This is a genomic window from Stenotrophomonas sp. FR012, from assembly GCF_047520565.2.
GTDB classification, from domain to species: Bacteria; Pseudomonadota; Gammaproteobacteria; order Xanthomonadales; family Xanthomonadaceae; genus Stenotrophomonas; species Stenotrophomonas sepilia.
Genome location: NZ_JAXBQL020000006.1, coordinates 67,153 through 90,746 on the forward strand (window position 1 = coordinate 67,153; position 23,594 = coordinate 90,746).

The 23,594-nt window shown below is 66.8% G+C and carries 24 protein-coding genes; 7 read left to right on the top strand and 17 right to left on the bottom strand.

The window, feature by feature from the left end; all coding sequences use genetic code 11:
- Positions 1-3: 3 nt before the first annotated feature.
- The 3 genes from mreD to ACM0O9_RS11725 form a co-directional block, all read right to left on the bottom strand.
- Positions 4-489 (bottom strand): rod shape-determining protein MreD, encoded by a 486-nt coding sequence (gene mreD, locus ACM0O9_RS11715; protein ID WP_005419400.1) that lies wholly within the window; start codon positions 487-489, stop codon positions 4-6.
- On the bottom strand, positions 486-1,616 hold the full coding sequence (mreC, locus tag ACM0O9_RS11720) for a rod shape-determining protein MreC (protein WP_065178033.1): 1,131 nt from the start codon (positions 1,614-1,616) through the stop codon (positions 486-488). The genes mreD and mreC overlap by 4 nt, the downstream gene beginning before the upstream one ends.
- A 121-nt stretch (positions 1,617-1,737) precedes the next feature.
- On the bottom strand, positions 1,738-2,784 hold the full coding sequence (locus ACM0O9_RS11725) for a rod shape-determining protein (RefSeq protein WP_005419402.1): 1,047 nt from the start codon (positions 2,782-2,784) through the stop codon (positions 1,738-1,740).
- Positions 2,785-3,067: 283 nt separating this feature from the next.
- On the opposite strand from ACM0O9_RS11725, the gene ACM0O9_RS11730 reads away from it, so the two are divergent.
- Positions 3,068-4,006, top strand: coding sequence for a carbohydrate kinase family protein (locus tag ACM0O9_RS11730; protein ID WP_005419403.1), 939 nt, complete (start codon positions 3,068-3,070; stop codon positions 4,004-4,006).
- 216 nt (positions 4,007-4,222) lie between these two features.
- Here the strand turns inward: ACM0O9_RS11730 and ACM0O9_RS11735 are convergent, their stop codons facing one another.
- From ACM0O9_RS11735 to ubiE, 4 genes are all read right to left on the bottom strand, one after another.
- Entirely contained in the window at positions 4,223-4,843 is a 621-nt protein-coding gene (locus ACM0O9_RS11735; RefSeq protein ID WP_005419404.1) for an HAD family hydrolase, read from the bottom strand.
- Positions 4,843-5,574 carry a hypothetical protein gene (locus ACM0O9_RS11740; protein WP_005419405.1) on the bottom strand — a complete coding sequence of 244 codons (732 nt, stop codon included), beginning with the start codon at positions 5,572-5,574 and terminating at the stop codon, positions 4,843-4,845. The genes ACM0O9_RS11735 and ACM0O9_RS11740 overlap by 1 nt, the downstream gene beginning before the upstream one ends.
- Positions 5,575-5,699: 125 nt before the next feature.
- The gene (locus ACM0O9_RS11745) at positions 5,700-7,628 is read right to left on the bottom strand and encodes a M1 family metallopeptidase (RefSeq protein ID WP_065178031.1); all 1,929 of its coding nucleotides are present in this window, start codon (positions 7,626-7,628) and stop codon (positions 5,700-5,702) included.
- A gap of 114 nt (positions 7,629-7,742) precedes the next feature.
- Positions 7,743-8,504: a bifunctional demethylmenaquinone methyltransferase/2-methoxy-6-polyprenyl-1,4-benzoquinol methylase UbiE gene (gene ubiE / locus ACM0O9_RS11750; protein ID WP_005419407.1), complete on the bottom strand. Its 762-nt coding sequence runs from the start codon at positions 8,502-8,504 to the stop codon at positions 7,743-7,745.
- 81 nt (positions 8,505-8,585) lie between these two features.
- Between ubiE and ACM0O9_RS11755 the strand changes: the two genes are divergently transcribed.
- The 4 genes from ACM0O9_RS11755 to ACM0O9_RS11770 all read left to right on the top strand — a co-directional run bounded on the left by ACM0O9_RS11755 (position 8,586) and on the right by ACM0O9_RS11770 (position 10,401).
- A complete protein-coding gene (locus tag ACM0O9_RS11755) occupies positions 8,586-9,038 on the top strand; it encodes a nucleoside deaminase (protein WP_005411083.1) in 453 nt (150 codons plus the stop codon).
- Positions 9,039-9,236: 198 nt separating this feature from the next.
- Entirely contained in the window at positions 9,237-9,497 is a 261-nt protein-coding gene (locus ACM0O9_RS11760; protein WP_065186226.1) for a hypothetical protein, read from the top strand.
- A 75-nt stretch (positions 9,498-9,572) separates the two neighbouring features.
- A complete protein-coding gene (locus ACM0O9_RS11765) occupies positions 9,573-9,908 on the top strand; it encodes a hypothetical protein (protein ID WP_005411085.1) in 336 nt (111 codons plus the stop codon).
- A 70-nt stretch (positions 9,909-9,978) separates the two neighbouring features.
- Entirely contained in the window at positions 9,979-10,401 is a 423-nt protein-coding gene (locus ACM0O9_RS11770; protein WP_065186225.1) for a low affinity iron permease family protein, read from the top strand.
- 83 nt (positions 10,402-10,484) lie between these two features.
- On the opposite strand, the gene smeF is transcribed toward ACM0O9_RS11770, so the two are convergent.
- The 3 genes from smeF to smeD are packed head-to-tail and all read right to left on the bottom strand — an operon-like array spanning position 10,485 to position 16,262.
- Positions 10,485-11,885 carry a multidrug efflux RND transporter outer membrane subunit SmeF gene (gene smeF / locus ACM0O9_RS11775; protein WP_139727684.1) on the bottom strand — a complete coding sequence of 467 codons (1,401 nt, stop codon included), beginning with the start codon at positions 11,883-11,885 and terminating at the stop codon, positions 10,485-10,487.
- A 57-nt stretch (positions 11,886-11,942) separates the two neighbouring features.
- Positions 11,943-15,065, bottom strand: a complete 3,123-nt coding sequence (gene smeE / locus ACM0O9_RS11780) for a multidrug efflux RND transporter permease subunit SmeE (RefSeq protein ID WP_065186223.1) — start codon at positions 15,063-15,065, stop codon at positions 11,943-11,945.
- Between the two features lie 12 nt (positions 15,066-15,077).
- Positions 15,078-16,262 (bottom strand): multidrug efflux RND transporter periplasmic adaptor subunit SmeD, encoded by a 1,185-nt coding sequence (gene smeD, locus ACM0O9_RS11785; protein ID WP_414603818.1) that lies wholly within the window; start codon positions 16,260-16,262, stop codon positions 15,078-15,080.
- A gap of 207 nt (positions 16,263-16,469) precedes the next feature.
- On the opposite strand from smeD, the gene smeT reads away from it, so the two are divergent.
- Positions 16,470-17,129: an efflux transporter SmeDEF transcriptional repressor SmeT gene (smeT, locus tag ACM0O9_RS11790; RefSeq protein ID WP_065186222.1), complete on the top strand. Its 660-nt coding sequence runs from the start codon at positions 16,470-16,472 to the stop codon at positions 17,127-17,129.
- A 45-nt stretch (positions 17,130-17,174) separates the two neighbouring features.
- A complete protein-coding gene (locus ACM0O9_RS11795; RefSeq protein ID WP_065186221.1) occupies positions 17,175-18,167 on the top strand; it encodes a Gfo/Idh/MocA family protein in 993 nt (330 codons plus the stop codon).
- 96 nt (positions 18,168-18,263) lie between these two features.
- On the opposite strand, the gene hslU is transcribed toward ACM0O9_RS11795, so the two are convergent.
- From hslU to ACM0O9_RS11830, 7 genes are all read right to left on the bottom strand, one after another.
- Positions 18,264-19,637, bottom strand: a complete 1,374-nt coding sequence (gene hslU, locus ACM0O9_RS11800; protein WP_065178024.1) for an ATP-dependent protease ATPase subunit HslU — start codon at positions 19,635-19,637, stop codon at positions 18,264-18,266.
- Positions 19,638-19,739: 102 nt separating this feature from the next.
- On the bottom strand, positions 19,740-20,291 hold the full coding sequence (hslV, locus tag ACM0O9_RS11805) for an ATP-dependent protease subunit HslV (RefSeq protein WP_005411093.1): 552 nt from the start codon (positions 20,289-20,291) through the stop codon (positions 19,740-19,742).
- Between the two features lie 85 nt (positions 20,292-20,376).
- On the bottom strand, positions 20,377-21,273 hold the full coding sequence (gene xerC / locus ACM0O9_RS11810) for a tyrosine recombinase XerC (protein WP_005419436.1): 897 nt from the start codon (positions 21,271-21,273) through the stop codon (positions 20,377-20,379).
- A 16-nt stretch (positions 21,274-21,289) separates the two neighbouring features.
- Positions 21,290-21,964, bottom strand: coding sequence for a DUF484 family protein (locus tag ACM0O9_RS11815; protein ID WP_005419445.1), 675 nt, complete (start codon positions 21,962-21,964; stop codon positions 21,290-21,292).
- Complete coding sequence (dapF, locus tag ACM0O9_RS11820) at positions 21,961-22,812, bottom strand: diaminopimelate epimerase (protein ID WP_032954541.1); 852 nt, start codon at positions 22,810-22,812, stop codon at positions 21,961-21,963. Before dapF ends, ACM0O9_RS11815 begins: the two co-directional genes overlap by 4 nt.
- Positions 22,805-23,077 carry an LPS translocon maturation chaperone LptM gene (lptM, locus tag ACM0O9_RS11825; RefSeq protein WP_065186220.1) on the bottom strand — a complete coding sequence of 91 codons (273 nt, stop codon included), beginning with the start codon at positions 23,075-23,077 and terminating at the stop codon, positions 22,805-22,807. Before lptM ends, dapF begins: the two co-directional genes overlap by 8 nt.
- Before the next feature lie 82 nt (positions 23,078-23,159).
- Positions 23,160-23,588: a YbaN family protein gene (locus tag ACM0O9_RS11830; RefSeq protein WP_065186219.1), complete on the bottom strand. Its 429-nt coding sequence runs from the start codon at positions 23,586-23,588 to the stop codon at positions 23,160-23,162.
- Positions 23,589-23,594: the final 6 nt, after the last annotated feature.

Genomic DNA, 23,594 nt, shown 5'->3' on the forward strand with positions numbered 1-23,594 from the left:
GGCTCAGCGCCCGCGCTTGCCGAAGCGCACCGCGTCCAGCAGCACGAACACCAGCGGCCACAGGCCCATGCCCAGCAGAGGCGCCCACCAGTACGACCAGGGCAGGGTCGGCTCATCCACCACGATGTGGACCAGCGCGCTGACGATGCGATCGTTGAACAGCAGGCCGCCGATGGCCAGCATCTGCTGGGACATCGGGAAGAAGCGGATGCGGGCACGGAAGCGCTGCAGGATGAAGGCCAGCATTACCAGCCGCAGTGCCTGTTCGCCCAGCACGCCGCCGTACAGCAGGTCGGCCACCACGCCGCTGGCAAAGGCGATGCCCAGGCCGACGCGCTCAGGAGCTTCGATCACCCAGTACGCCAGCACCAGCGCCAGCCAGTACGGGCGCAGCGGCTGCAGCAGCGCCGGCAGCGGCAGCAGGCCCAGCAGCAGCGCCACCACCAGGCTGGCCGGCAGCACCCACGGGTTGTCGCGCAGGCGGCTCATCGCTGGGCCTCCGGCGTGGTCGGTTGCCGACCAGCGGCCGGCACTACCGTGGATCCAGCTGGGGGAGAGCCCCCCTCTTGTTGAGGCGCGGGGTTAAGGGAGGATGCGGGGGCAACAGTCCTCGTCTGCGACGAGGGCTGTTGCCGGCCAGCGACCGGCGCTACCGGGGAGCTGACCGGAGCTGGCGTCGTTGCCGCTGGCGCGGCTCCCGCAGACACGCTGGCGCCGGTGGCCGGGCCCCCCGGGGCGGTTTCTTCCAGCTGCAGGCGCAGCTCCGGCGGAATGCGGATCGCCGCGCCCGGGCGCAGCAGCAGCACGTCGCGGCCGCGGTCGAGCTGGGCCGCCGGCTTCAGTTCGCCGACCAGGAAGGCGTGGGTGTCGTCCGGGCGCAGGCCGGTGATGGTGCCGACCGGGAAGCCGGCCGGGAAGCGCCCGCCGAGGCCGGAGGTGACGATCTCATCGCCCACTTCCACGCCGGCGCTGAGCGGGATGTCGCGCAGTTCCAGCGTGTCGCCGCGGCCATAGACGATCAGGCGCACGCCGTTGCGGGCCACGGTGACCGGCACCGCGTGGTCGGGATCGGTCAGCAGCAGCACGGTGGAGGTGCCACCGGTGACGCTGATCACCTGCCCCATCAAGCCGCCGGCGTCGATCACCGCCTGGCCGACGTGCACGCCCTCGCGGCTGCCTGCGTCGAGCACCAGGCGCTGCTTCACCGGGTCCAGGTCGATGTCCAGGATCGGCGCCAGCTGCACGTCCAGGCCACTGCGCTCGGCCACGTTCAGCAGTTCGCGCAGCTGGGCGTTGTCCAGCGCGGCGGTCTGCAGGCGAGTCAGGCGCGCGTTGGCCAGCAGCAGCTGGTTGCGCAGTTCACGGTTTTCGGTGACCAGCTGGGTATGGCTGGCGGCGGAATCCTTGACCTGGTTGCCGAGCTTGCCGGGCAGGCCAGCCAGTGCCCACACCGGCTGTACCAGGCTGTTGGCCTGCTCGCGCAGGCGTGCCAGCCAGCCAGCCTGGTCATCGAGCACGATCAGGGTGATGGCCAACGCGAGATAGGCCAGCAACCGCAGGGGGCTGGCGGCATCACCGGATCGGGAGGCGACGGGAGGACCGGCGTAGGGCGGCACGGCAACGATTCAACTGGCAGAAGGCGGAAGGGAAACACGCGGGCGCCCCGCCGGTGCCGGCCCGCCATCACGGCGGGCCGCACCCCGGAAGGGCGCGGCGGGCAGGAACGGCCGGGACGGCTTATTCCGGCGCAAAGAACTCGTTGCCGTGCATGTCCACCAGCTCCAGCGCACGACCGCCACCGCGCGCCACGCAGGTCAGCGGGTCGTCGGCCACCTGCACGTGCAGGCCGGTCTCCTCGGAGATCAGGCGGTCCAGGTCGCGCAGCAGGGCGCCACCACCGGTCAGCACGATGCCGCGCTCGGCGACGTCGGCGCACAGTTCCGGGGGGGTCTGCTCCAGCGCCAGCTTGACCGCGCTGACGATGCCCGACAGCGGTTCGTGCAGGGCCTCGAGCACTTCGTTGGAGCTGATCTTGATCATCTTCGGCACGCCCTCGGCGAGGTTGCGGCCGGAGATTTCCATCTCGATCACTTCCGCCTGCGGGTAGGCGCAGCCCAGCTCGACCTTGATGCGCTCGGCGGTGGCTTCACCGATCAGCATGCCGTGGTTGCGGCGCACGTAGTTGGTGATGGACTCGTCGAAGCGGTCGCCGCCGATGCGGACCGAGGCCGAATAGACGATGCCGTTGAGCGAGATGACCGCCACTTCGGTGGTGCCACCGCCGATGTCGATGACCATCGAGCCACGGGCTTCGGTGACCGGCATGCCGGCGCCGATCGCGGCGGCCATCGGTTCTTCGATCAGGAACACGTCACGGGCACCGGCTTCCTCGGCCGATTCCTTGATCGCGCGGCGCTCGACCTGGGTCGAGCCGGCCGGCACGCAGACCAGGACGCGCGGGCTCGGGCGCAGCACGCGCGACTTGTGCACCTTCTTGATGAAGTGCTTGAGCATCGCCTCGGTATAGGTGAAGTCGGCGATGACGCCGTCCTTCATCGGGCGGATGGTGGTGATGTGGCCCGGGGTACGGCCCAGCATCTGCTTGGCTTCGGCGCCGACGGCTGCCACCGAGCGGGTGCCACCGATGGCACGGTCCTGGCGCACGGCCACGACCGACGGCTCGTTCAGCACGATCCCCTGCCCGCGCACGTAGATGAGGGTGTTGGCCGTGCCCAGGTCGATGGACAGGTCGTTGGAGAACATGCCACGGAGTTTCTTGAACATCTGAGGAAGGAGTCCTGAGGGGTGTCGTGCCCGCCGCGGGATGGCGAAAAAATGGGCAGAAATCGAGGCCGACAAGCCTAGCAACCCGCCTGCCGCCGAGCAAGGAAAAAACTAGCTGAACCCGCGTCTTCACAGGCTTTCGGCCTGATCGGGTCTCACCCGGTTCTGGCCCTGAGCGGCACCAGCGGGTAACCTTTGCGCCGTCGGGCGCCCAAGGGCGCCGTTTGCTTGCCCGCTGAACCGGGCCGGCCCACCCCAAAATTCACCGCATAGGCTTACATCGATGTCCGCTCTGATCTGTGGTTCTCTTGCCTTCGACACCATCATGGTGTTCCCGGACCAGTTCAAGAATCACATCCTGCCGGACAAGGTGCACATCCTGAACGTGTCCTTCCTGGTGCCGCGCATGCGCCGCGAGTTCGGCGGCTGCGCAGGCAACATCGCCTACAACCTGCACCTGCTGGGCGGCCAGCCGATCCCGATGGGCACCGTGGGCTCGGACTTCGGCCCGTACCGCGAATACTTCGAAGGCCTGGGCATCGACCTGTCGCGCGTGCGCGTGATCGATGAGCTGTTCACCCCGCAGGCATTCATCACCACCGACCACGACAACAACCAGATCACCGCCTTCCACCCGGGCGCGATGATGCGTTCCTACGAGAACCACGTGCGTGGGGTGCCGGGCGTCACCCTGGGCCTGGTCGGCCCGGACGGCCGCGAAGGCATGATCCAGAACGCGCAGGAATTCCACGAAGACGGCATCCCGTTCATCTTCGACCCGGGCCAGGCCATGCCGCTGTTCAACGGCCCGGAACTGCGCGCCTTCATCGAGCAGGCCGACTACGTGGTGGTGAACGACTACGAGTCGAACCTGCTGCAGGAGCGCACCGGCTGGGACGAGAAGGAGATCGTCAGCCGGGTCAAGGCCTACATCACCACCCGTGGCCCGAAGGGCGCGGTCATCCACACTCCGGAAAAGAGCTACGACATCCCGCCGGCGCACGAGCGCCGCGTGGTCGACCCGACCGGCTGTGGCGACGCCTTCCGCGCAGGCCTGATCTACGGCATCCAGAAGGGCTACGACTGGCTGACCATCGGCCGCATGGGCAACCTGATGGGCGCACTGAAGGTCGAGCATCCGGGCACGCAGAACCAGCGTTTCACCTTCGATGAGTTCAACGAGCAGTTCAAGCAGCAATTTGGCTACGCGCTTGGCGCGTAACCAAATTGCTCGCGCATTCCACCTTATCCCCGCGCCTTCAGCGCGCCCCCTTGAACAACAAGGGGGCTTTCCACCCGATGCACTACTGGCAATGCTGTGGGTAGGTGTCGACCTTGGTCGACACTGCCGGCCAGCGGCCGGCACTACCGGAACTTCCGACCGACACGTTGCCTGCTCTCTGTAGAGCCGAGCCCATGCTCGGCTTGCGCGCGCCGGTCATGCGGCCTGCCAGGCGGCCAGCAGCGCGCGGCAATCGGCGAAATGCCAGTCGGCGCGGCCCGGCCAAGGGTTCTCTGGCAGGTTGACCAGCACGGTATGCGTGCCGGCCGCACGGCCGCACTCCAGGTCGTAGGCGTGGTCACCCACCATCACCGCCTGCGCAGGCCCGATGCCCCATCGCCGCAGATGCTGCTGCAGGCCCTCCGGCGAGGGCTTGGGCACCGCTTCATCGCGACCAATGATGTCGGCATCGTCGAACAACGCCCCGACCCCGATCGCCTCCAGCGTCAGCTTCGCCAGCGCATGATCATTGCGGGTCAGGATGCCCAGCCGGCAGCCAGCCGCCGCCAGCGCGCGCAGCAGCTTCACCGCACCCGGCGCCGGCAGCGCGTCCTCGGCCAGCGCGCGCTCGTGATCCAGCAACCACTCACGCTTGGCCTGCGCCGGTGCATCCGGCAACGCCGCGATATGGTCGAGGATGTCTTCCTCGGCGGCGATCTCCAGTGCGCGGCGGATCGCGGCGAAATCATGCACGGCCACAGTCAGCGTGCCGTCCATGTCGAACACCCAGTGCCGGATCGCGGACAACGCGTGCACCGCGCTGCCCGTCGCGACCATCACTGCCACCACTGCGGCATGCGGCTGGCGTCGACGCCGCCGGTCTCGAACACCGCCGTACGGGTGCCTCCGGCCTTGACCGGGAACTCGATGCTGATCGACTTGCCCTTGCGCGCCAGTTTCCACAGCGCTTTCTGATCGGTGATGAACAGGGCGATGGCTTCATCGGTCTTCGGGCGCCACGCGGCCATCGACACCGGCTTGCCGTCGTCCACGGTCACTTTCACCGTGCACTGCGGGCAACGGAAATCGCCGGCCTGCAGCACCAGGTAGGCATGCCGCTTCCACTCCGGATGATCGCGGAACACCAGCTGCACCGGCTTGGCGCCGCTGCCATCCACGTCCACCCGTTCCTTGCTGTAGATCTGCGCCGAAACCTGGTTGCCCTTGCTGCCCACCGGGATCTGGTTGTACTGCCACAGCGCCTGCATGCGCCGCAGGTCGCGCGCGGCATCGCCCTTGGCCTTGACCTCGTCGAAGCCCGCGGCGATGCGCTCGGCGGCGGCGGTGTCCTTGTACTGGTCCAGCAGCGAGGCGCCGTGCAGGCGCGCGCGTTCCCAGTCCTGCGCGGCCACGGCCATGTCGTACTGCTTGGCCACGTCTTCGGCCTTGGCCTCCTTCTGCGCCTGCACGGCGGCTGCGGCGGCTTCCTGCGCCTTGCGTTCTTCCTCGGGGTTGCTGCAGGCGGCCAGCGCCAGGGTGCAGGCGGTGAGCAGGATCAGTCGTTTCATGGCGGAGGTCCTTGGTGTTTTCGCTTTTCTGTAGAGTCGAGCCATGCTCGACTGCTGTTGAAAAGCCAGTCGAGCATGGCTCGACTCTACAAAAAAAAGCGCCGGGGGATGCCCGGCGCTTCTGCTTACTTGGCTTCAGCCTTGGCCAGCATGTCCTGGACCGAGGCGGTGGTGATCGGGTGGTAGCCCGGCTTGGCTTTTTCGAAGGCCTGCTTGGCCAGCTCCAGCCCCTTCGGGGTCTTCACCAGTTCAGCGTAGATCGGCAGGATCAGCTTGCGACGGCCGACGCGCTCGATGAATGCCGCCGCGCCTTCATTGGCCTGCTCGTAGCCGCTGCGGATCGCCAGCGGGTACCAGCGCATGGCGATCTCGCCATTCGGGGTGCCGGTGAAGTGGAAGGCCTTGTCCAGCGTGGCCAGCTTGTCCAGCGGCTGGGTCGCGCCCAGGCCATCGATGAAGCGCACCCATTCCTGCGTGCTCCAGTCGGCGATGACCTGGCTGCTCGGCACGGTGCCGGCGCTGGCGAAGGCGATGCGCGCGGTATCGACGCTGCTGAAGTTGCGCGACTGCGCCTTGGCCGCGAACGCCGGGATACCCGGCTCGTCCAGCCATGCCTTCAGTTCGGCCTCGGTCACGGCCGACGGATTCTTCGGCAGCAGGTTCTTCTTCATGTAATCGACGAACTGGTCGGTGTTCGCGCTCTGGAAGGCATGGTCATCGAACCAGCCACGCAGGAACGGATCGAAGGTCTCGCGGCCGAAGCGCTGTTCCAGGAACTCCAGGAACCACGAACCCTTGACGTAGGCCACCTGGCTGAGGGCTTCGTCGGGATCACGCTCGTTCAGCGGCGGCAGCGCCAGCGCCTGGTCGGCCGGGCTCATGTCCTTCACTTCGGCCAGCAGGTCGGTCTGGTCGATCTGCTTCTCCATCTCGGCCATTTCCTTGCCGTACAGAGCTTCGGTGATGCGGCCCTGGACGTAGGTGGTGAAGCCTTCATTGAGCCAGATGTCCTTCCAGCTGGCGTTGGTCACCAGGTTGCCCGACCAGCTGTGCGCCAGTTCGTGGGCGACCAGCGAGACCAGCGACTTGTCGCCGACGATCACGGTCGGGGTGGCGAAGGTCAGGCGCGGGTTCTCCATTCCACCGAATGGGAACGACGGCGGCAGCACCAGCATGTCGTAGCGGCCCCAGCGGTATTCGCCGTACAGCTTCTCGGCGGCACCGATCATCTTCTCGGTGTCTTCGAATTCCTTGGCGGCCTTGTTGACCATGGTCGGCTCGGCCCAGACGCCGGAGCGGCCGGAGATCGGCTCGAACACCAGGTCGCCGGCGGCGATGGCCAGCAGGTAGGACGGAATCGGCTGCGGCATCTTGAAGGTGTAGTCACCATCACGCGCGGCCTTCGGATCGTTGTCGGCGCTCATCAGCACCATCACGTCCGGGCGCGAGACCACGTGCGCGCTGTAGGTGAAGCGCACGCTCGGGGTATCCTGCAGCGGCACCCAGGAACGGGCATGGATGGCCTGCGACTGGCTGAACATGAAGGGCAGCTTCTTGCCCTCGGTCATCGACGGCGCCAGCCACTGCAGGCCCGAGGCGGTCGGTGCGGTGTGGTAGGTCACTTCCACCTTGGCCGGCTGCTCCGCAGCCTCGATGGTCAGCTTGCTGCCGAACACCTTGTCGGCCGGGGCCAGTTCGAACTTCAGCGGGCTGCGCGCGCCGTCGGCGGCAACGGCCTCGACCTTGGACACGGTCAGCTCGCGGGTGTCGAGCACCAGCTGCCTGGCGTCCTTCTGTTTCCATTCCAGGGTGTAGGTGGCGGTACCGCCGATCTGCTTCTGGTCGAAGTCCAGCTTCAGATCCAGCGCGATGTCCTTGATGACGACCTTGTCCGGCTCGGCGTACGAGCTCTCGTCGTGGCTGCGGTTCTCGGCGTTCACGGGGGCGGCAGGGGCCTTTGCGGCAGTCGGGGCGGCGGCGGGCGCGGCCGCCTCCTGGGAGCAGCCGGCGGCCAGGGCCACGGCCAGCGGAAGGAGCATCAGCGGATTACGCATGAATCGGGACCGTTACGGGGATCAAACCCCAATGGTACCTCCCTCGGGCCCGGCAGGCGTTGCGCGGTGCGGGGTAATGGCGGGCACAGCGCCGGCACTACCGGAACACCGGGCCTACAGCTTGTAGCCGGAGTGGATCGAGACGATGCCGCCGGTCAGGTTCTTGTAGTGGCAGCGCTCGAAGCCGGCCTGCCCCATCATCGCCTTCAGTTCGTCCTGCGGCGGATGCTTGCGGATGCTCTCGGCCAGGTACTGGTAGCTGTCCGAATCGTTGGCGAACAACTTGCCCAGCCTGGGCAGGATCTTGAACGAGTGGAAGTCGTAGATCGGCTTGAACCAGTCGGCAGTGACTTCGGAGAACTCCAGCACGCGGGCCTGGCCGCCCACCTTCAGCACGCGGTACATCTCGCGCAGGCCGGCGTCCTTGTCGGTCACGTTGCGCAGGCCGAAGGCAATGGTGACCAGGTCGAAGCTGTTGTCCGGGAACGGCAGGGCTTCGGCGTTGCACTGCACGTAGTCCAGGCCAAGCACCAGGCCGCGGTTGGTCAGGCGGTCGCGGCCGACCGACAGCATGCCGGCGTTGATGTCGCCCAGCACCACCGAGCCCTCGGCGCCGACGCGTTCCTTCAGCAGGGCGGCGATGTCGCCGGTGCCGCCGGCCAGATCGAGCACGCGGTCGCCCGGCTTCACCTGCGCGGTCGCCACGTAGTAGCGCTTCCACGCCCGGTGCACGCCCAGGCTCATCAGGTCGTTCATCAGGTCGTAGTTGCGCGCGACCGAGGTGAACACCTGGCCGACCAGCTTCTGCTTGTCCTTGGCGGCGACGTCGCGGAACCCGAAATGGGTGGTACCGGCTTTGTAGGGGGATTCGCTCATGGCCCCGATTATCGCACCGCCGGGGGCCAGCGGCACCCCCTGCCCGTATCATGGCGGGCCACGACTGACCGGAGCCCCCGCATGATCACCACGCCCGACTACCAGGCCCTGCTGCAGACCGCCATCGCCGAAGCCCGCCAGGGCCTGGCCGAGGGCGGCGTGCCGATCGGCGCGGCGCTGTACCACAACGACGGCCGCCTGCTCGGCTGCGGCCACAACCGCCGCGTGCAGGAAGGCGACCCATCGGTGCACGGCGAAACCGACGCCTTCCGCAAGGCCGGCCGCCAGCGCCGCTACCAGGACACCATCATGGTCACCACCCTGGCGCCGTGCTGGTACTGCTCGGGTCTGGTGCGCCAGTTCAACATCGGCACCGTGGTGGTGGGCGAATCGCGCACGTTCCAGGGCGGCATCGACTGGCTGCGCGAGAACGGTGTCAACGTGATCGACCTCGACAGCCAGGAATGCGTTGACCTGCTGGGTGGCTTCATTGCGCAGCATCCGGAGATCTGGAATGAAGACATCGGTGAATAAGCACCGTGCAACGTGTCGTTGAACCCGTTTAATGAACGCTTCAGCGCGGGCACGTTCTAGTGCCCGCAGCGTTTGCGGCCGATGCCGTGAACCCGTGCACAGTCAGCTGCGCTGCGTGCATACACTGCGGTAACACCCCACCCGGCCGAGGCGCCTAGGGTGGGGTTACCGGGGTCCCTTTCCCCGGCGGAGCCAGCCATGTGCGCGCACGCCGTACGTCCCCCGCCCGACCCGATCCTCGATGCCATCCGCGAGCGCCTGCAGCAGCAATATGCACTGCACCGGCGCGGCGCGCTGTTCTGGACTGCCTATCAGCACATGCAACTGGAGCTGGTCCGCCGCCACCCGCTCGACCAGGAGCGCCTGTGCAATGCGATGGCCGACATGGCCGAGGACCTCGGTGCGGTCGAGCATGCGCAATTGATCGGCAATCGCCACGCCGGCTCCACATCCCGCTGACGCGGCATGCACCGCCACATACGCCACACTCCGATGAACCCCCACTCCCTTTCCACTCAACCGAACTGGATTGTCATGCACGCTGAAGTCCCCACCATTCCTCCGGTCATCAACGTAGACGCCGAGCTTGACCACTGGCGCCGCCAGCATGCCGAAGGCGCACTGCCGCACAACTCGTTCGGCTCGTACGTGCCGTGGATCAAGTTCGCCTGCGATTCGCTGATCACCCAGCCGCGCGCCAGCGAGGCCGAACGTGACGAGATGTTCCAGACCCAGTACGCCCTGCAGATCATGCCGCGGCTGAGCGAAGCCCAGGCCCGTGAGTTCGTCGACCGTTGCTGGCAGCACGTCTACCAGAGCAGCCCGGTGCGCAGCCTGCAGGCGCCACGACTGCAGCGCATGCGCGCCTGACCGGCGCTGCACGGCACCTGCACGGGTCACTGCCGATCATCCTCGTCACCTGAGTGGGCACACGACGACGATGAAAGCACGCAACCTGTTCAATACGATCGCCAAGAAGGCCGCGACAGCCACCGGCTCACCGTGGACCTTCCTGGCTGCAGTAGCGATCGTGGTGATCTGGGGCATCACCGGCCCGGTGTTCGGTTTCAACGACACCTGGCAGCTGGTGATCAATACCGGCACCACCATCATCACCTTCCTGATGGTGTTCCTGATCCAGCACACGCAGAACGCCGACACTGCCGCGATGCAGATCAAGCTGGACGAGCTGATCCGGGCGACGGCCGAAGCCAACAATGAACTGCTGGATCTGGAAGAACTGGACGAAGCGCGCCTGGAAGAGATCCGTGCCGAGTACGAGCAGATGGCCCGCGAAGCAGGCGATGCGCTGGCGCGCGTCCGTGCCTGCCATGCGGCGCGGCGCGACGATGAAGCGGTGTAGCAGGCCCCGGAATGACAATGCCGGCCAGCGGCCGGCACTACCATCGATCATCCAGGTAGAGCCGGCCGCCGGCCGGCTTTCTTTCATCCGCGCTCGTGCCAGCCGCCGCCCAGCACCTTGTACAGGGTGATGCGGTTGGCCTGCTGGGCCAACTGCGCCTGCAACTGGGTCTGCTGCGCGTTGTAGGCAGTACGTCGTGCGTCCAGCAGGGTCACGAAGCTGTCCAGGCCGGCGTCGTAACGTGCCTGCGACAGGCGGTTGGCCTGTTCGGCCGCTTCCACCAGGCGCTGCTGTGAACTCACCTGTTCATCCAGGCTGACATTCAACGCCAGCGCATCGGCGGTTTCGCGGAAGCCCACCTGGATCGACTTCTCGTACTGCGCCAGTGCGATATCACGATCAGCGTTGGCGACGGCCAGGTTGGCGCGCAGCTTGCCGCCCTGGAAGATCGGCAGGGTGATCTTCGGCAGGAAACTCCATACGCGGGTGCCGCTGTCGAACAGGCTGGACAATTCGCTGGAGCCACTGCCAATGCTGCCGGTCAGCGAGATGCTCGGGAAGAACGCGGCACGTGCCGCGCCGATGTTGGCATTGGCGGCCAGCAGCTGGTGTTCGGCGGCCATGATGTCCGGGCGCTGCAGCAGCACATCGCTGGGCAGGCCGGCCGGCGGAGGCGCCAGTGCCAGCAACTGCGGTTCGATGCCGTCCGGCAGCAGCGCCGGATCCAACTGGCCACCGGCCAGCAGGGCCAGCGCGTTGCGGTCCTGGGCCAGCTGGCCACGCAGGCGCGCGGCGTCGGTACGCGCGGTTTCCACCAGCGTGCGGGTCTGGGTCAGCTCCAGCGCCGAGCTACCACCACGCTCGTGGCGGGCCTCGGCCAGGCGCAACGAATCCTCGTAGGTCTTCAGCGTGGCATCGGCGATCTTCAGACGCTGGGCATCGGCACCGTAGGTCAGCCACGCCGTCGCTGTCTCGGCCACCAGGCTCAGCTGCGCGTTGCGACGATTGGCAGCTACGGCAAAGTACTGCTGCAGTGCCGCTTCGCTGAGGTTGCGCACGCGGCCGAACAGGTCCAGCTCGAACTCGGCCACGCCGACACCGGCGGTGAACTGCTCGGTGACGCCGGCGTCGGTGCCTTGGCGCTGCATCTGGCCGGTGACGGCCACACCGGGCACGCGGTCGGCGCGCTGTACGCGGTACTGGCCGCGCGCGCGTTCAACGTTGAGCACGGCCACGCGCAGGTCGCGGTTGTTCTGCAGCGACTGCTCGATCACCTGCTGCAGGCGCGCATCGGTGAAGAAGTCGCGCCAGCCTACGGCGGCGACATCGGCCGCCTGGCCCTGTACAGCCTCGGCCGGCCACTGCGCCGGAATTGCCGGAGCGACGGCGGTGTTCTTCGGCACCAGAGTGGAGCAGCCGGGCAGCGCGAGCGCGGCGGCAATGGAAAGGAACAGGGATGCACTTTTCATGGGAATGACTTCCATCGGTACTGCCGGATGGCAGGAGGTAGTGCCGGCCAGCGGCCGGCACTACCGTTTCGATCACGTCGTGGATTTGCGCTTGAACACGCGCTGCACCACTACGAAGAACAGCGGTACGAAGAACACGCCGAGCACGGTGCCGACGATCATGCCGCCGAGCACGCCGGTGCCGATCGCCTGCTTGGCGCCGGAGCCGGCACCGGTGGAGATCGCCAGCGGTACCACGCCCATGCCGAAGGCCAGCGAGGTCATCACGATCGGGCGCAGGCGGTCGCGCACCGCATGCATGATCGCCTCGATCAGGCCCGCGCCCTTCTCCAGGTTTTCCTTGGCGAACTCGACGATCAGGATCGCGTTCTTGCTGGTCAGGCCTACCGTGGTCAGCATCGCCACCTGGAAATAGATGTCGCGCTCCAGGCCCTTGAAGGTATTGGCCAGCACTGCGCCGAGGATACCCAGCGGGGCCGCCAGCAGCACCGCCGTCGGCACGCTCCAGCTTTCGTACATCGCGGCCAGGCACAGGAACACGATCATCAGCGACAGCGTGTACAGCAACGGCGTCTGCGAGCCCGCCTGGCGTTCCTGGTAGGACATCGCCGTCCACTCGATGCCGAAGCCCGCGGGCAGCTGCTTGGCCAGTTGCTCGATCTCGGCCATGGCATCGCCGGAGGCAACACCCGGGGCCGGTTCGCCCTGGATTTCCATCGCCGACACACCGTTGTAGCGCTCCAGGCGCGGCGAACCGTAATCCCAGTGCTTGGTGGCGAACGCGCTGAACGGCACCATCTCGCCCTTGTCGTTCTTCACGGACCAGAGGTCGAAGTCCTCCGGGATCATGCGGAACGGCTGGTCGGCCTGCACGAACACGCGCTTGACGCGGCCACGATCGACGAAATCGTCGATGTACGAGCTGCCCCAGGCAGCGGCCAGCGTGCCGTTGATCTGGTCGATCGACAGCCCCAGCGAGGTCGCCTTGGCCGCGTCGATGTCGATGCGGAACTGCGGCGTGTCTTCCTGGCCGTTCGGGCGCACGTTGGCCAGCTTCTTGCTGCCGGCGGCCAGGCCGAGCAGCTGGTTGCGCGCGGCCACCAGTGCCTCGTGGCCCTGGCCACTGTTGTCCTTGAGGAAGAAGGTGTAGCCCGAGGCGGTACCCAGTTCCGGAATGGCCGGCGGCGGGAAGGCGAAGATGAATGCATCCTTGATCTGTCCCAGGGCTGCCATCGCACGACCGGTGATCGGCATCACGCCATTGTTGGCGTCACGCTCGCTCCAGTCCTTCAGCTTGACGAACGCCATGCCGGCGTTCTGGCCCATGCCGGCGAAGCTGAAGCCCTGCACGGAGAACACCGAATCCACCGCATCCTTCTCGTTCTGCAGGAAGTGGTTCTCCAATGCCGCGATCGATTCCAGCGTGCGCTCCTGGGTGGCGCCGACCGGGGCCTGCACCAGCGCCATCAGCACGCCCTGGTCTTCGTTGGGCAGGAACGAGCTGGGCAGGCGCACGAACAGCACGCCCATCAGCACGAACAGTGCCGCCACGATGCCCATGAAGCGCCACGGACGATGGATGATGCCGCGCACACCACGCTGGTAACTTTCACTGGTGCGGTCGAAGCCACGGTTGAAACCGTTGAAGAAGCGACCGGCCAGGCCGCGGTGGGCAACATGATGCTCGCCCTTCTTCAACGGCTTGAGCATGGTCGCGCACAGTGCCGGGGTCAGCACGATCGCCACCAGTACCGACAACGCCATTGCAGAGACAATCGTGGCCGAGAACTGCCGGTAGATCACGCCGGTGGATCCGCTCATGAAGGCCATCGGCACGAACACCGCCGACAGCACCAGGCCGATACCCACCAGCGCACCGGTGATCTGGCCCATCGACTTGCGGGTCGCTTCAAGCGGCGACAGTCCTTCCTCGGACATGATGCGCTCGACGTTCTCCACCACCACGATGGCGTCGTCCACCAGCAGGCCGATCGCCAGCACCATCGCGAACATGGTCAGCATGTTCACCGAAAAGCCCAGCATCGCCAGCACGCCGAAGGTACCCAGCAGCACCACCGGCACGGCGATGGTCGGGATCAGGGTGGCGCGGAAGTTCTGCAGGAACAGGTACATCACCACGAACACCAGCACGATCGCTTCGAGCAGGGTCTGCACCACGCCCTTGATCGACACGCGCACGAAGGGGGTGGTGTCGTACGGGATCTCGGCCTTCAATCCGGCCGGGAAGAAGCTCTTCATGTCGTCCAGCGCAGCATCCACGCCGGCAGCGGTATCCAGCGCATTGGCGCCGGTGGCCAGTGTGACCGCCAGGCCGCTGGCCGGCTGGCCGTTGTAGCGGGTGACGAAGTCGTAGGACTCGGCACCCAGTTCGACGCGGGCGACATCACCCAGGCGCAGCTCGGCACCGTCCTGCGCGCCGCGCACGATGATGTTGCGGAACTGTTCCGGGGTCTGCAGGCGCGACTGCGCGTTGATGGTGGCGTTGAGCTGCTGGCCCTTCACCGACGGCGCACCGCCGAGCTGGCCGATCGCCACCTGGGCATTCTGCGCCTTGATCGCCGCAGTCACTTCCGCGACGGACAGGCCATAGGTATGCAGCTTGTTCGGGTCCAGCCAGATGCGCATGGCGTACTTGCCACCGAATACCTGGATGTTGCCCACGCCCGGCACGCGGCTGAGGCGGTCGACGACATTGGAACCGACGTAGTCGGCGATGTCGTTGGCGTCCATGCTGCCGTTCTCGGACACGAACGCGATGACGTTCAGGAAGCCCGAGCTGGACTTGGCCACGTTGATGCCCTGCCGCTGCACTTCCTGCGGCAGCAGCGGCATGGCCAGCTGCAGCTTGTTCTGCACCTGCACCTGGGCGATGTCCGGGTTGGTGCCGCTCTCGAAGGTCAGGGTGATGGTGGCTTGGCCGTTGGACGAGCTGTTGGAGGAGAAGTAGATCAGGCCATCAAGGCCCTTCATGTTCTGCTCGATGATCTGCGTCACCGAGTCTTCGACCACCTTGGCCGATGCACCCGGGTAAGTGGCGCTGATTTCCACCGCCGGCGGTGCGACGTTGGGGTACATCGAGACCGGCAGCTTGAACAGGGCCAGGCCGCCGGCGAGCATGATGATGATGGCGATCACCCACGCGAAGATGGGTCGATCGATGAAAAAGCGTGCCATGGGGTTCTCCGCTTACTTCGCGTCGCCGGCCGGGGCGGCAGGCTGGGCGGCGGCGGCCGGCTTGGCCGGTGCGTCGCCCTTTTCGGTGGCCTTGACCGGCATGCCGGGGCCGATCTTCTGCAGGCCTTCGACGATGACCTTGTCACCGGCCTTCAGGCCGTCCTCGACCAGCCACTTGTCGCCGACCGTGCGACTGACCTTGACCGGGCGCACTTCGACCTTGTTGTCCTTGCCGACCACCATCGCCGTGGTGTCGCCCTTCGGATCGCGGGCGATGCCCTGCATCGGCACCAGCACTGCATCACTGCGCACGCCGCCGCCGATCACCGCACGCACGTACATGCCCGGCATCAGCAGGCCGTCCGGGTTGTCCACCTTCACGCGCAGGCCGAAGCTGCCGGTGGTCGGATCGACGCTGACTTCGGAGAACTCCAGCGTACCCTTGTGCTCGAAGGTGCTGCCGTCTTCCATCAGGATGCTGACCGGCAGGGTCTGGTTGTCCTGCAGGCGGCCGGCGGCCAGTTCGCGGCGCAGCTGCAGCAGCTCGGCCGAAGACTGGGTCAGGTCGACATAGATCGGGTCCAGCTGCTGCACGGTAGCCAGTGCATTGGCCTGGCCGGCACTGACCAGCGCACCCTGGGTGACGCTGGACTTGCCGATGCGGCCGCTGATCGGCGCGGTGATGCGGGCGTAGCCCAGGGTGACGTTGGCTGCGTCCAGCGATGCCTTCGCGGCACCGACATCCGCCTCGGCCTGCTTCTGCGCGGCCACGGCATTTTCCAGGTCCTGCTGGCTGACCGCATCGACCTTGGCCAGCTCGGTGATGCGCTTGGCGCTCAGCCGGGCGGCGTTGGCGGTGGCCTCGGCGCGGGCCAGCTGGGCGCGGGCACTGTTGGCCTGGGCGCGGTAGCTGGCGTCCTCGATCTGGTACAGCGGCTCGCCGGCCTTGACCATGCCACCTTCGGTGAACAGGCGCTTGGCAACGATGCCATTGACCTGCGGGCGCACTTCGGCGACCAGGTAGGCGTTGGTACGGCCCGGCAGTTCGCGGGTCAGGCCCACGGTCTCGGACTTCAGCGTGACCACAGTGACGTCACCCGGGCCCTGCTCGGGGGCCTGGGGTTGGCCGCCGCAGGCAGCCACGGTCGCGGCGATCGCCAGCGACAGTGCAAAGGGTCGGATTCGGCTCAGCAACATGACGGAAAGGCTCTTAGGGGAAGGAATCTCAAATCGCGCTGATACAGGCCGAAAGCGCCAGCAGGCAACGCTCACCAGCGGGGAGTGGTAACCGGACCGGCCTGCCACGCACACGACGGGAATGATGGGAGCGAAATATACATACATGATTGTTTGTTTGTAAACCGGTACAATTCAGCCACGTTTCACCCGCACTCGTACCCATCCATGGCCCGCAAGACCAAAGAGGACACCCAGGCAACCCGGGAAGGCATCCTTGACGCCGCCGAAGCCTGCTTCCATGAACACGGCGTGGCCCGTACCACGCTGGAGATGATCGGTGCCCGCGCCGGCTATACCCGCGGTGCGGTCTACTGGCACTTCAAGAACAAGAGCGAGGTGCTGGCCGCGATCGTCGAGCGCGTGCATCTGCCTTTCATGCAGGAGCTGGAGCGCACCTCGACCGACCAGCGCAACACGCCGGTGCACGACCTGCGCGCGGTGATGATCCACTCGTTCATCGAACTGTCCGAGGACGAGCGCTTGCGCAAGACCATGGAGATCATGCTGCGCAGCGATGCGTCGGCTGATACCCGGGTGCTGACCGAACTGCAGCAGGCCGGTTTCCGCGATGGACTGGACCGGATGGAACGTGCCCTGCGCCGGGCAAAGGACCTGGGCCAGCTGCGCGAGGGTGCAGACCCGAAGATCGCCGCACGCATGCTGCACGCCACCGTGCTGGGCGTACTGCACGGTGCGATGGTCGAACCGGAACTGATGGACCTCAAGCGCGATGGCATGCTCGCACTGGACATGACCCTGGCCGCCTACGTAAAGGACGGCGTGTTCGTTCCCGGCACCGTGCCCGAGCCGCTGCCCGAGGCATGAGCGGGTTCACTGCCGCCACCGCAGCCCCACTGTGAGGACAGACCCATGATCCTGGACAACGTGGTGTGGGGCTTCATCGGCTGCGGCAGCGTCACCGAGAAGAAGAGCGGCCCCGCCCTGGCCAGCACACCCGGCTCACGGGTGGCGGCGGTCATGCGCCGCAATGCCGCATTGGCCGAAGACTATGCGCGGCGCCACGCGGTGCCACGCTGGTACACGGATGCCGACGCGCTGATCGGCGATCCGGACGTGAACGCGGTGTACGTTGCAACACCGCCCTCCACGCACATGCAGTACGCATTGCAGGCGATTGCGGCGGGCAAGCCGGTCTATATCGAGAAACCCATGGCCCTGGACCTCGCCGAATGCGAGCGCATCCTGGAAGCCAGTGCACGCCGTGGCGTGCCCGTGTTCGTCGCCTACTACCGCCGCGCCCTGCCCCGATTCGCGCAGGTGAAGCAGCTGCTGGACAGCGGCGCGATCGGTACACCGCGCAGCGTTCGCGCCACCCTGCATCGGCCGCATTCGGTGAACGCCGCATCGCCGGACTTCTGGCGGACCAATCCCGCAATCTCCGGCGGCGGGCTGTTCGTCGATCTGGGCTCGCACACCCTGGACCTGCTCGATCATCTACTGGGGCCGCTGAGCGATGTGCGCGGCCTGGCCAGTTCGTTGACCGGCGCTTATGCCGCCGAGGACAGCGTTTCGATGTGCTTCCGCACTGGAGCGGGCGCGCACGGCATCGCGCAATGGAGCTTCTGCGCGTTCCGCCGCCAGGATGAGATCGAGATCACCGGCGACCGCGGCCAGCTGCGCTTTGCGACCTTCGAGGATGTTCCGGTGGTGCTGGAGACCGGAGCCGGTGTGCAGGCCTTCGACATTCCCAACCCGTCGTCGATCCAGCAACCGTTGATTGCCTCTCTCGTGGATGAACTGCGCGGCAACGGGCACTCGCCCTCGGACGGCATCAGCGCCGCCCGCACCAGTGCGGTGATCGATCAGGTACTGCAGGCCTACCGCACGCGGCAATCGCGCTGACCGCCAACGCAAAAGGCCGCCTTTCGGCGGCCTTTTCTGTTGCAGCGGATGGCGTCAGGGCCCTCGCCGTGGCGAGGGATCCGACCGGATCGGGCGTTACAGGATGTAGCGGCTCAGGTCCGGGTCCTGCACCAGCTCACCCAGGTGTGCATCGACGTAGGCGCTGTCGATGGCCAGGGTTTCGCCATCGCGGTCCGGTGCCTCGTAGCTGAGCGAATCCAGCAGGCGTTCCAGCACTGTATGCAGGCGTCGGGCACCGATGTTCTCCTGGCGCTCGTTCACCTGGAAGGCGATTTCGGCCAGGCGGTCGATGGCATCGGCGGTGAAGCTGACCTTGACACCTTCAGTGGCCAGCAGCGCTTCGTACTGCTTGGTCAGCGCGGCCTTCGGCTCGGTCAGGATGCGCACGAAGTCATTCTTGCTCAGCGCACCCAGTTCCACGCGGATCGGGAAACGGCCCTGCAGCTCCGGAATCAGGTCGCTGGGCTTGGCCAGGTGGAACGCGCCCGACGCGATGAACAGGATGTGGTCCGTCTTGATCGTGCCGTACTTGGTGGACACATTGGAGCCTTCCACCAGCGGCAGCAGGTCGCGTTGCACGCCTTCGCGGGACACGTCGCCACCGCCCACGTTGTCACCACGCTTGGCGACCTTGTCGATCTCATCGATGAAGACGATGCCGTGCTGCTCGCACGCCTCGATTGCGGCGGTACGGATGTCATCCTCGTTGACCAGCTTGCCCGCTTCTTCCTCGATCAGCAGCGGGCGCGCGGCCTTGATGGTCAGCGTGCGCTTGTGCGCCTTCGCGCCGCCGCCGAGGTTGGCGAACATCGACTTCAGCTGCTGGCCCATTTCCTCCATGCCCGGCGGGGTCATGATGTCCATGCTGACATTGGCCGCCAGGTCGAGCTCGATCTCACGCTCGTCCAGCTCACCGTTGCGCAGCATCTTGCGGAACTTGATGCGGGTCTCGTTGTCCTGCGCCGACGGTTCGTTGCGGGCGACTTCAGGATCGAAACCGATGCCGCCGCTACGACGCGGCAGCAGCGCATCGAGGATGCGGTCTTCGGCGCGTTCTTCGGCCTGGGTACGCACGCGCACCTTGGCCTGTTCGCGATAGAGCTTGACCGCGGTGTCGGCCAGGTCACGGATGATCTGCTCGACGTCCTTGCCGACGTAGCCCACTTCGGTGAAGCGGGTGGCTTCGACCTTCACGAACGGTGCGTTGGCCAGCGTGGCCAGGCGGCGCGCGATCTCGGTCTTGCCGACACCGGTCGGGCCGATCATCAGGATGTTCTTCGGCATCACTTCATTGCGCAGCTCCGCCGGCAGCTGCATGCGACGCCAGCGGTTGCGCAGGGCGATGGCCACCGCGCGCTTGGCGTCGTGCTGGCCCACGATGTGCCTGTCCAGTTCCTGCACGATCTCGCGCGGGGTCATGGTGGCGGAGGAAACTTCGATCTTCGACATGGTTGTGCTCACGGATTCATTGTCGGTAGTGCCGGCCGCTGGCCGGCAACCAGGCACGCGTGCGGGGGACATGAGGTTGCCGGCCAGCAGCCGGCACGACCCTCACAGCTCCTCGACCACCACGTTGCGGTTGGTGTAGATGCAGATGTCGCCGGCAATGCCGATCGCTTCACTGGCGATGGTGCGTGCATCCAGCTCGGTGTGCGCCATCAGCGCCCGCGCAGCCGAAAGGGCGTACGAACCACCGGAGCCGATGGCGATGATGCCGTCCTCCGGCTCGATCACATCACCGGTGCCGCTGATGATCAGCGAGGTTTCCTTGTCAGCCACTGCCAGCAGGGCTTCGAGCTTGCCCAGGCGGCGCTCGGTGCGCCAATCCTTGGCCAGCTCGACCGCGGCGCGCTGCAGCTGGCCGTGCTTTTCCAGCTTGGCCTCGAACAGCTCGAACAGGGTGAAGGCATCGGCAGCGGCACCGGCGAAGCCGGCCAGCACCTGGCCGTCGCGGCCAAGGCGGCGCACCTTGCGCGCGTTGCCCTTCATCACGGTGTGGCCCAGCGTGACCTGGCCGTCGCCGGCAATGGCCACGTGCTCGCCGCGACGGACGCAGACGATGGTGGTGGCGTGGAAAACGTTGGGGTTCTGACTGGGGTCCATGATGCCTCCGGGGTGACAGAACCAGAGGTGGGGACTGCGCTGCGCCCTTCAAGCCACCCGCGACCGGCTGACGCAGGGCCAACGTTCAGCTTTCTCCGCTGCCCTCGGTGCTGCGTCGACGCTTCGCGCGCGGATGCGCGGCGTCATAGACCTTGGCCAGGTGCTGGAAATCGAGGTGGGTATAGATCTGCGTGGTGGCGATGTCGGCATGGCCCAGCAGCTCCTGCACACCACGCAGGTCGCCGGACGATTCCAGGATGTGGCTGGCGAAACTGTGCCGCAGCATGTGCGGGTGCACCTGCTTGAACAGGCCCTGGCGCTGCGCCAGCTGGCGGATGCGGATCTGCACCGCACGCTGGCTGATTGGCCCGTTGCGACCGGGGAACACCGGCGATGCCGGACCACCGCCACTTTCCGCGCGCCACGCCTGCAGCGCTTCGCGTGCCGGCCGCCCGAACGGCACGCGGCGCTGGCGGTTGCCCTTGCCCAGCACGTTGACCAGCCCGCTGTCGAAATCCAGGTCGCGCCAGGTCAGCGCACAGACTTCGCTCAGACGCAGGCCGGAGGAATAGAACAGTTCCAGCAGCGCGCGGTCACGGCGGCCGAGCTCACCTTCCGGCTCCAGCTCGACCAGCTGCACCGCCTCATCGGCGTCGAGGACCTGTGGCAACCGGCGTGGCGCGCGCGGTGCCTTCAGCGTCGCTGCCGGACTGACCTCGATGTGCGCGTGCTTGAGCAGCCAGGCATAGAAGCTGCGGCAGGCCGACAGGCGGCGTTGCAGGCTCTTGGCCGACAGGCCGCGGCGATGCTCGTCGGCGACGAACTGGCGCAACGCATCGGCATCGAGCGCCTCCACCGCTACGCCACGCGGTTCGGCCCAGACCGCTAGCGCGTCCAGGTCGCGGCGGTAGGCGTCAAGCGTATGCGCCGACATCCGCCGCTCCACCTGCAGATGCTGCAGGAAGGCCTGTACCGCGCTCATCGTCGTCCGGTCCTGCTTAGTCGTGGAAGCGCTTCAGGCCAGTGGCCAGGGCGTCGCCCATCATGCGCAGGAACAGCGTGCCCATGCCCGGGTAGAAGCGGTTCGGGTCGTGGCTGCCGACTGCGATCAGGCCGACGCCCGGCAACGGCAGCAGCGCGGTGGTCTGCACTTCCTCGCTGCGCACGCCGTACAGGACGGCATTCTTTTCCGGCTGCAGGCGGCCGCAGATCGGCTCGCCGTCGTTCAGGCAATCGCGGAACGGGCCCAGTTGCGGATCATCGGCAGCAATCACCTGCAGCCAGTCGGCCTGTTCCAGCCCGGCCACCGGCGCATGCACCACCAGCCGCACCAGGTCGCCGGCGAAGTCTTCCTGCAGCGATGCGGCCATCGCGCGCAGGGTATCGGCCGCGTTGTCCTGCTTCATCAGTGCCAGGGTCAGCTGGTGCGTGCGCACCGCAAGGCGTTCATTGACCTGGGCGGTGGCGCCCAGATCGGCCAACCGTCGTGCCAGCTCGCGGTTCTTCTCGCGCAGCACTTCCAGCTGGTAGCTGGCCAGCGATGCGGTCGGGCCGTCATCGCGCGGCACCACCAGGGTCAGGGCCAGGTCCGGAAACTGCTTGAGGAAGCCGGGATGTCGCCGCAACCAGGCAGCGACTTCATGGGCCCCGAGCTTGTCGACGGTTTCGGTCATGCCATCCACTCCCCTTCGAAGACGAATGCGGTCGGGCCCGCCATCACCACCGGCTGGCCATCGCCCGGCCACTGGATGCGCAGGTCACCTCCGGGCAGGCTGATGCGCGCATCGCGCTGCAGGCGGCCGCGCTGCATCAGGGTCACGGCGGCGGCGCAGGCGCCACTGCCGCAGGCCAGGGTCTCGCCGACACCGCGCTCGAACACGCGCAGGCGGGCGTGGGCCGGGCTCATCACCTGGGCGAAGCCCACGTTCACCGAGCGCGGGAACGACGCGTGCTGCTGCAGCAGCGAACCCACGCGTTCAACCGGAGCGGCATCGATCAAGCCCACTTCGATCACCGCATGCGGGTTGCCCATCGACACCGCAGCAAAGCGGACGCTCTCGCCCTGCAGCGGCAGCAGGTATTCCTCGCGCGGGTGGGCGAAGCCCATCAGCGGCACGTTGGCCGGCTCGAAGGCAGGCACGCCCATCGTCACCGCAAACTGCCCTTCACCCAGCACCTTCACCTCATGGCTGGCCAGCGGGCTGTCGATGACGAATGCATCGCCCTGCGCGCTGCCCTCGCGCACCAGCCAGGCCGCGATGCAGCGCGCGCCATTGCCGCACTGCTCGGAATTGGAACCGTCGGCGTTCCAGATGCGGTACGAGGCCACCGAGCCTTCCGCACGTGGCGCCTCGATGGTCAGGATCTGATCGCAGCCGACGCCGGTGTGGCGGTCGGCCAGGCGCGCGGCCAGTTCAGGCGTGGGCGGCGCAGTACCGTCACGCAGGTCGATCACTACGAAGTCATTGCCCGCGCCATGCATCTTGCTGAAGCGCAAGGCCCTGGAACCGGCCTTACTCATTCCCGACGCCCGCCTTCTTCGCTGGCGCGGGTGCCGGCTGAGTGGTCGTTGCAGCCGGGTCGACGGTCGTGGTGGGGGCAACGGCGCCCTGGGCCTCCGCCGGGGTCGCCTCGGTGGCGGGCTCGGCAGCGGGTTCGACGGTTTCCTCCACCGGCACCGGCTTCTGCGGCAGTACCAGCGGGCCCTTGTTGCCGCAGGCGGCGAGGAGCAGCAGCGAGGCCGCTGCCAGCGGAATCAGGATGGCGTTTCGATGGGGGATCTTCATGCCCCGAGTATAGCCATTGGCGGCTGAGCGGTTGGTGCAGGGAATCGGGTTGCCGGCCAGCGGCCGGCACTACCGCCGGCGCTCAATCTGTGGGCGGTGGCGGCAACGGCCGCGTCCACAGCCAGATTGCGACCACGGTCATGCTGCCGATCGAGAACCACTTCACCCAGGCGATCGGCACGCACCACAGCATGATGGCGGCACACACCGCCATGGTGATCGTGGCCATCCACTTGCCATGGCGGCTGACCGCCCCGTGTGCCTGCCAGTTGGCGATGGCCGGGCCGAAGCGCGGGTGCTGCAGCAGCCAGGTGTGCAGGCGTTCGGACCCACGTGACGCAGCCCACGCCGAGATCAGGATGAATACGGTGGTCGGAAGGCCCGGCACGAAGATGCCGACGATGCCGGTGCCCAGGCTGACATAGGCCAGCAGCCACCACGCCCAGCGGAAACGCACCACGCGCGGTGGCGTGGCGGTATCGCGGGATGCGGAGGGCTCGGGCAGGCTCATGGCCGC

Bases quoted from the DNA above. Each gene is read 5' to 3' on its own strand.
- mreD (WP_005419400.1), bottom strand. From the start codon at position 489: ATGAGCCGCCTGCGCGACAACCCGTGGGTGCTGCCGGCCAGCCTGGTG.
- ACM0O9_RS11725 (WP_005419402.1), bottom strand. From the start codon at position 2,784: ATGTTCAAGAAACTCCGTGGCATGTTCTCCAACGACCTGTCCATCGAC.
- ACM0O9_RS11730 (WP_005419403.1), top strand. From the start codon at position 3,068: ATGTCCGCTCTGATCTGTGGTTCTCTTGCCTTCGACACCATCATGGTG.
- ACM0O9_RS11735 (WP_005419404.1), bottom strand. From the start codon at position 4,843: ATGGTCGCGACGGGCAGCGCGGTGCACGCGTTGTCCGCGATCCGGCAC.
- ACM0O9_RS11740 (WP_005419405.1), bottom strand. From the start codon at position 5,574: ATGAAACGACTGATCCTGCTCACCGCCTGCACCCTGGCGCTGGCCGCC.
- ACM0O9_RS11745 (WP_065178031.1), bottom strand. From the start codon at position 7,628: ATGCGTAATCCGCTGATGCTCCTTCCGCTGGCCGTGGCCCTGGCCGCC.
- ubiE (WP_005419407.1), bottom strand. From the start codon at position 8,504: ATGAGCGAATCCCCCTACAAAGCCGGTACCACCCATTTCGGGTTCCGC.
- ACM0O9_RS11755 (WP_005411083.1), top strand. From the start codon at position 8,586: ATGATCACCACGCCCGACTACCAGGCCCTGCTGCAGACCGCCATCGCC.
- ACM0O9_RS11760 (WP_065186226.1), top strand. From the start codon at position 9,237: ATGTGCGCGCACGCCGTACGTCCCCCGCCCGACCCGATCCTCGATGCC.
- ACM0O9_RS11765 (WP_005411085.1), top strand. From the start codon at position 9,573: ATGCACGCTGAAGTCCCCACCATTCCTCCGGTCATCAACGTAGACGCC.
- ACM0O9_RS11770 (WP_065186225.1), top strand. From the start codon at position 9,979: ATGAAAGCACGCAACCTGTTCAATACGATCGCCAAGAAGGCCGCGACA.
- smeF (WP_139727684.1), bottom strand. From the start codon at position 11,885: ATGGAAGTCATTCCCATGAAAAGTGCATCCCTGTTCCTTTCCATTGCC.
- smeE (WP_065186223.1), bottom strand. From the start codon at position 15,065: ATGGCACGCTTTTTCATCGATCGACCCATCTTCGCGTGGGTGATCGCC.
- smeD (WP_414603818.1), bottom strand. From the start codon at position 16,262: ATGTTGCTGAGCCGAATCCGACCCTTTGCACTGTCGCTGGCGATCGCC.
- smeT (WP_065186222.1), top strand. From the start codon at position 16,470: ATGGCCCGCAAGACCAAAGAGGACACCCAGGCAACCCGGGAAGGCATC.
- ACM0O9_RS11795 (WP_065186221.1), top strand. From the start codon at position 17,175: ATGATCCTGGACAACGTGGTGTGGGGCTTCATCGGCTGCGGCAGCGTC.
- hslU (WP_065178024.1), bottom strand. From the start codon at position 19,637: ATGTCGAAGATCGAAGTTTCCTCCGCCACCATGACCCCGCGCGAGATC.
- hslV (WP_005411093.1), bottom strand. From the start codon at position 20,291: ATGGACCCCAGTCAGAACCCCAACGTTTTCCACGCCACCACCATCGTC.
- xerC (WP_005419436.1), bottom strand. From the start codon at position 21,273: ATGAGCGCGGTACAGGCCTTCCTGCAGCATCTGCAGGTGGAGCGGCGG.
- ACM0O9_RS11815 (WP_005419445.1), bottom strand. From the start codon at position 21,964: ATGACCGAAACCGTCGACAAGCTCGGGGCCCATGAAGTCGCTGCCTGG.
- dapF (WP_032954541.1), bottom strand. From the start codon at position 22,812: ATGAGTAAGGCCGGTTCCAGGGCCTTGCGCTTCAGCAAGATGCATGGC.
- lptM (WP_065186220.1), bottom strand. From the start codon at position 23,077: ATGAAGATCCCCCATCGAAACGCCATCCTGATTCCGCTGGCAGCGGCC.
- ACM0O9_RS11830 (WP_065186219.1), bottom strand. From the start codon at position 23,588: ATGAGCCTGCCCGAGCCCTCCGCATCCCGCGATACCGCCACGCCACCG.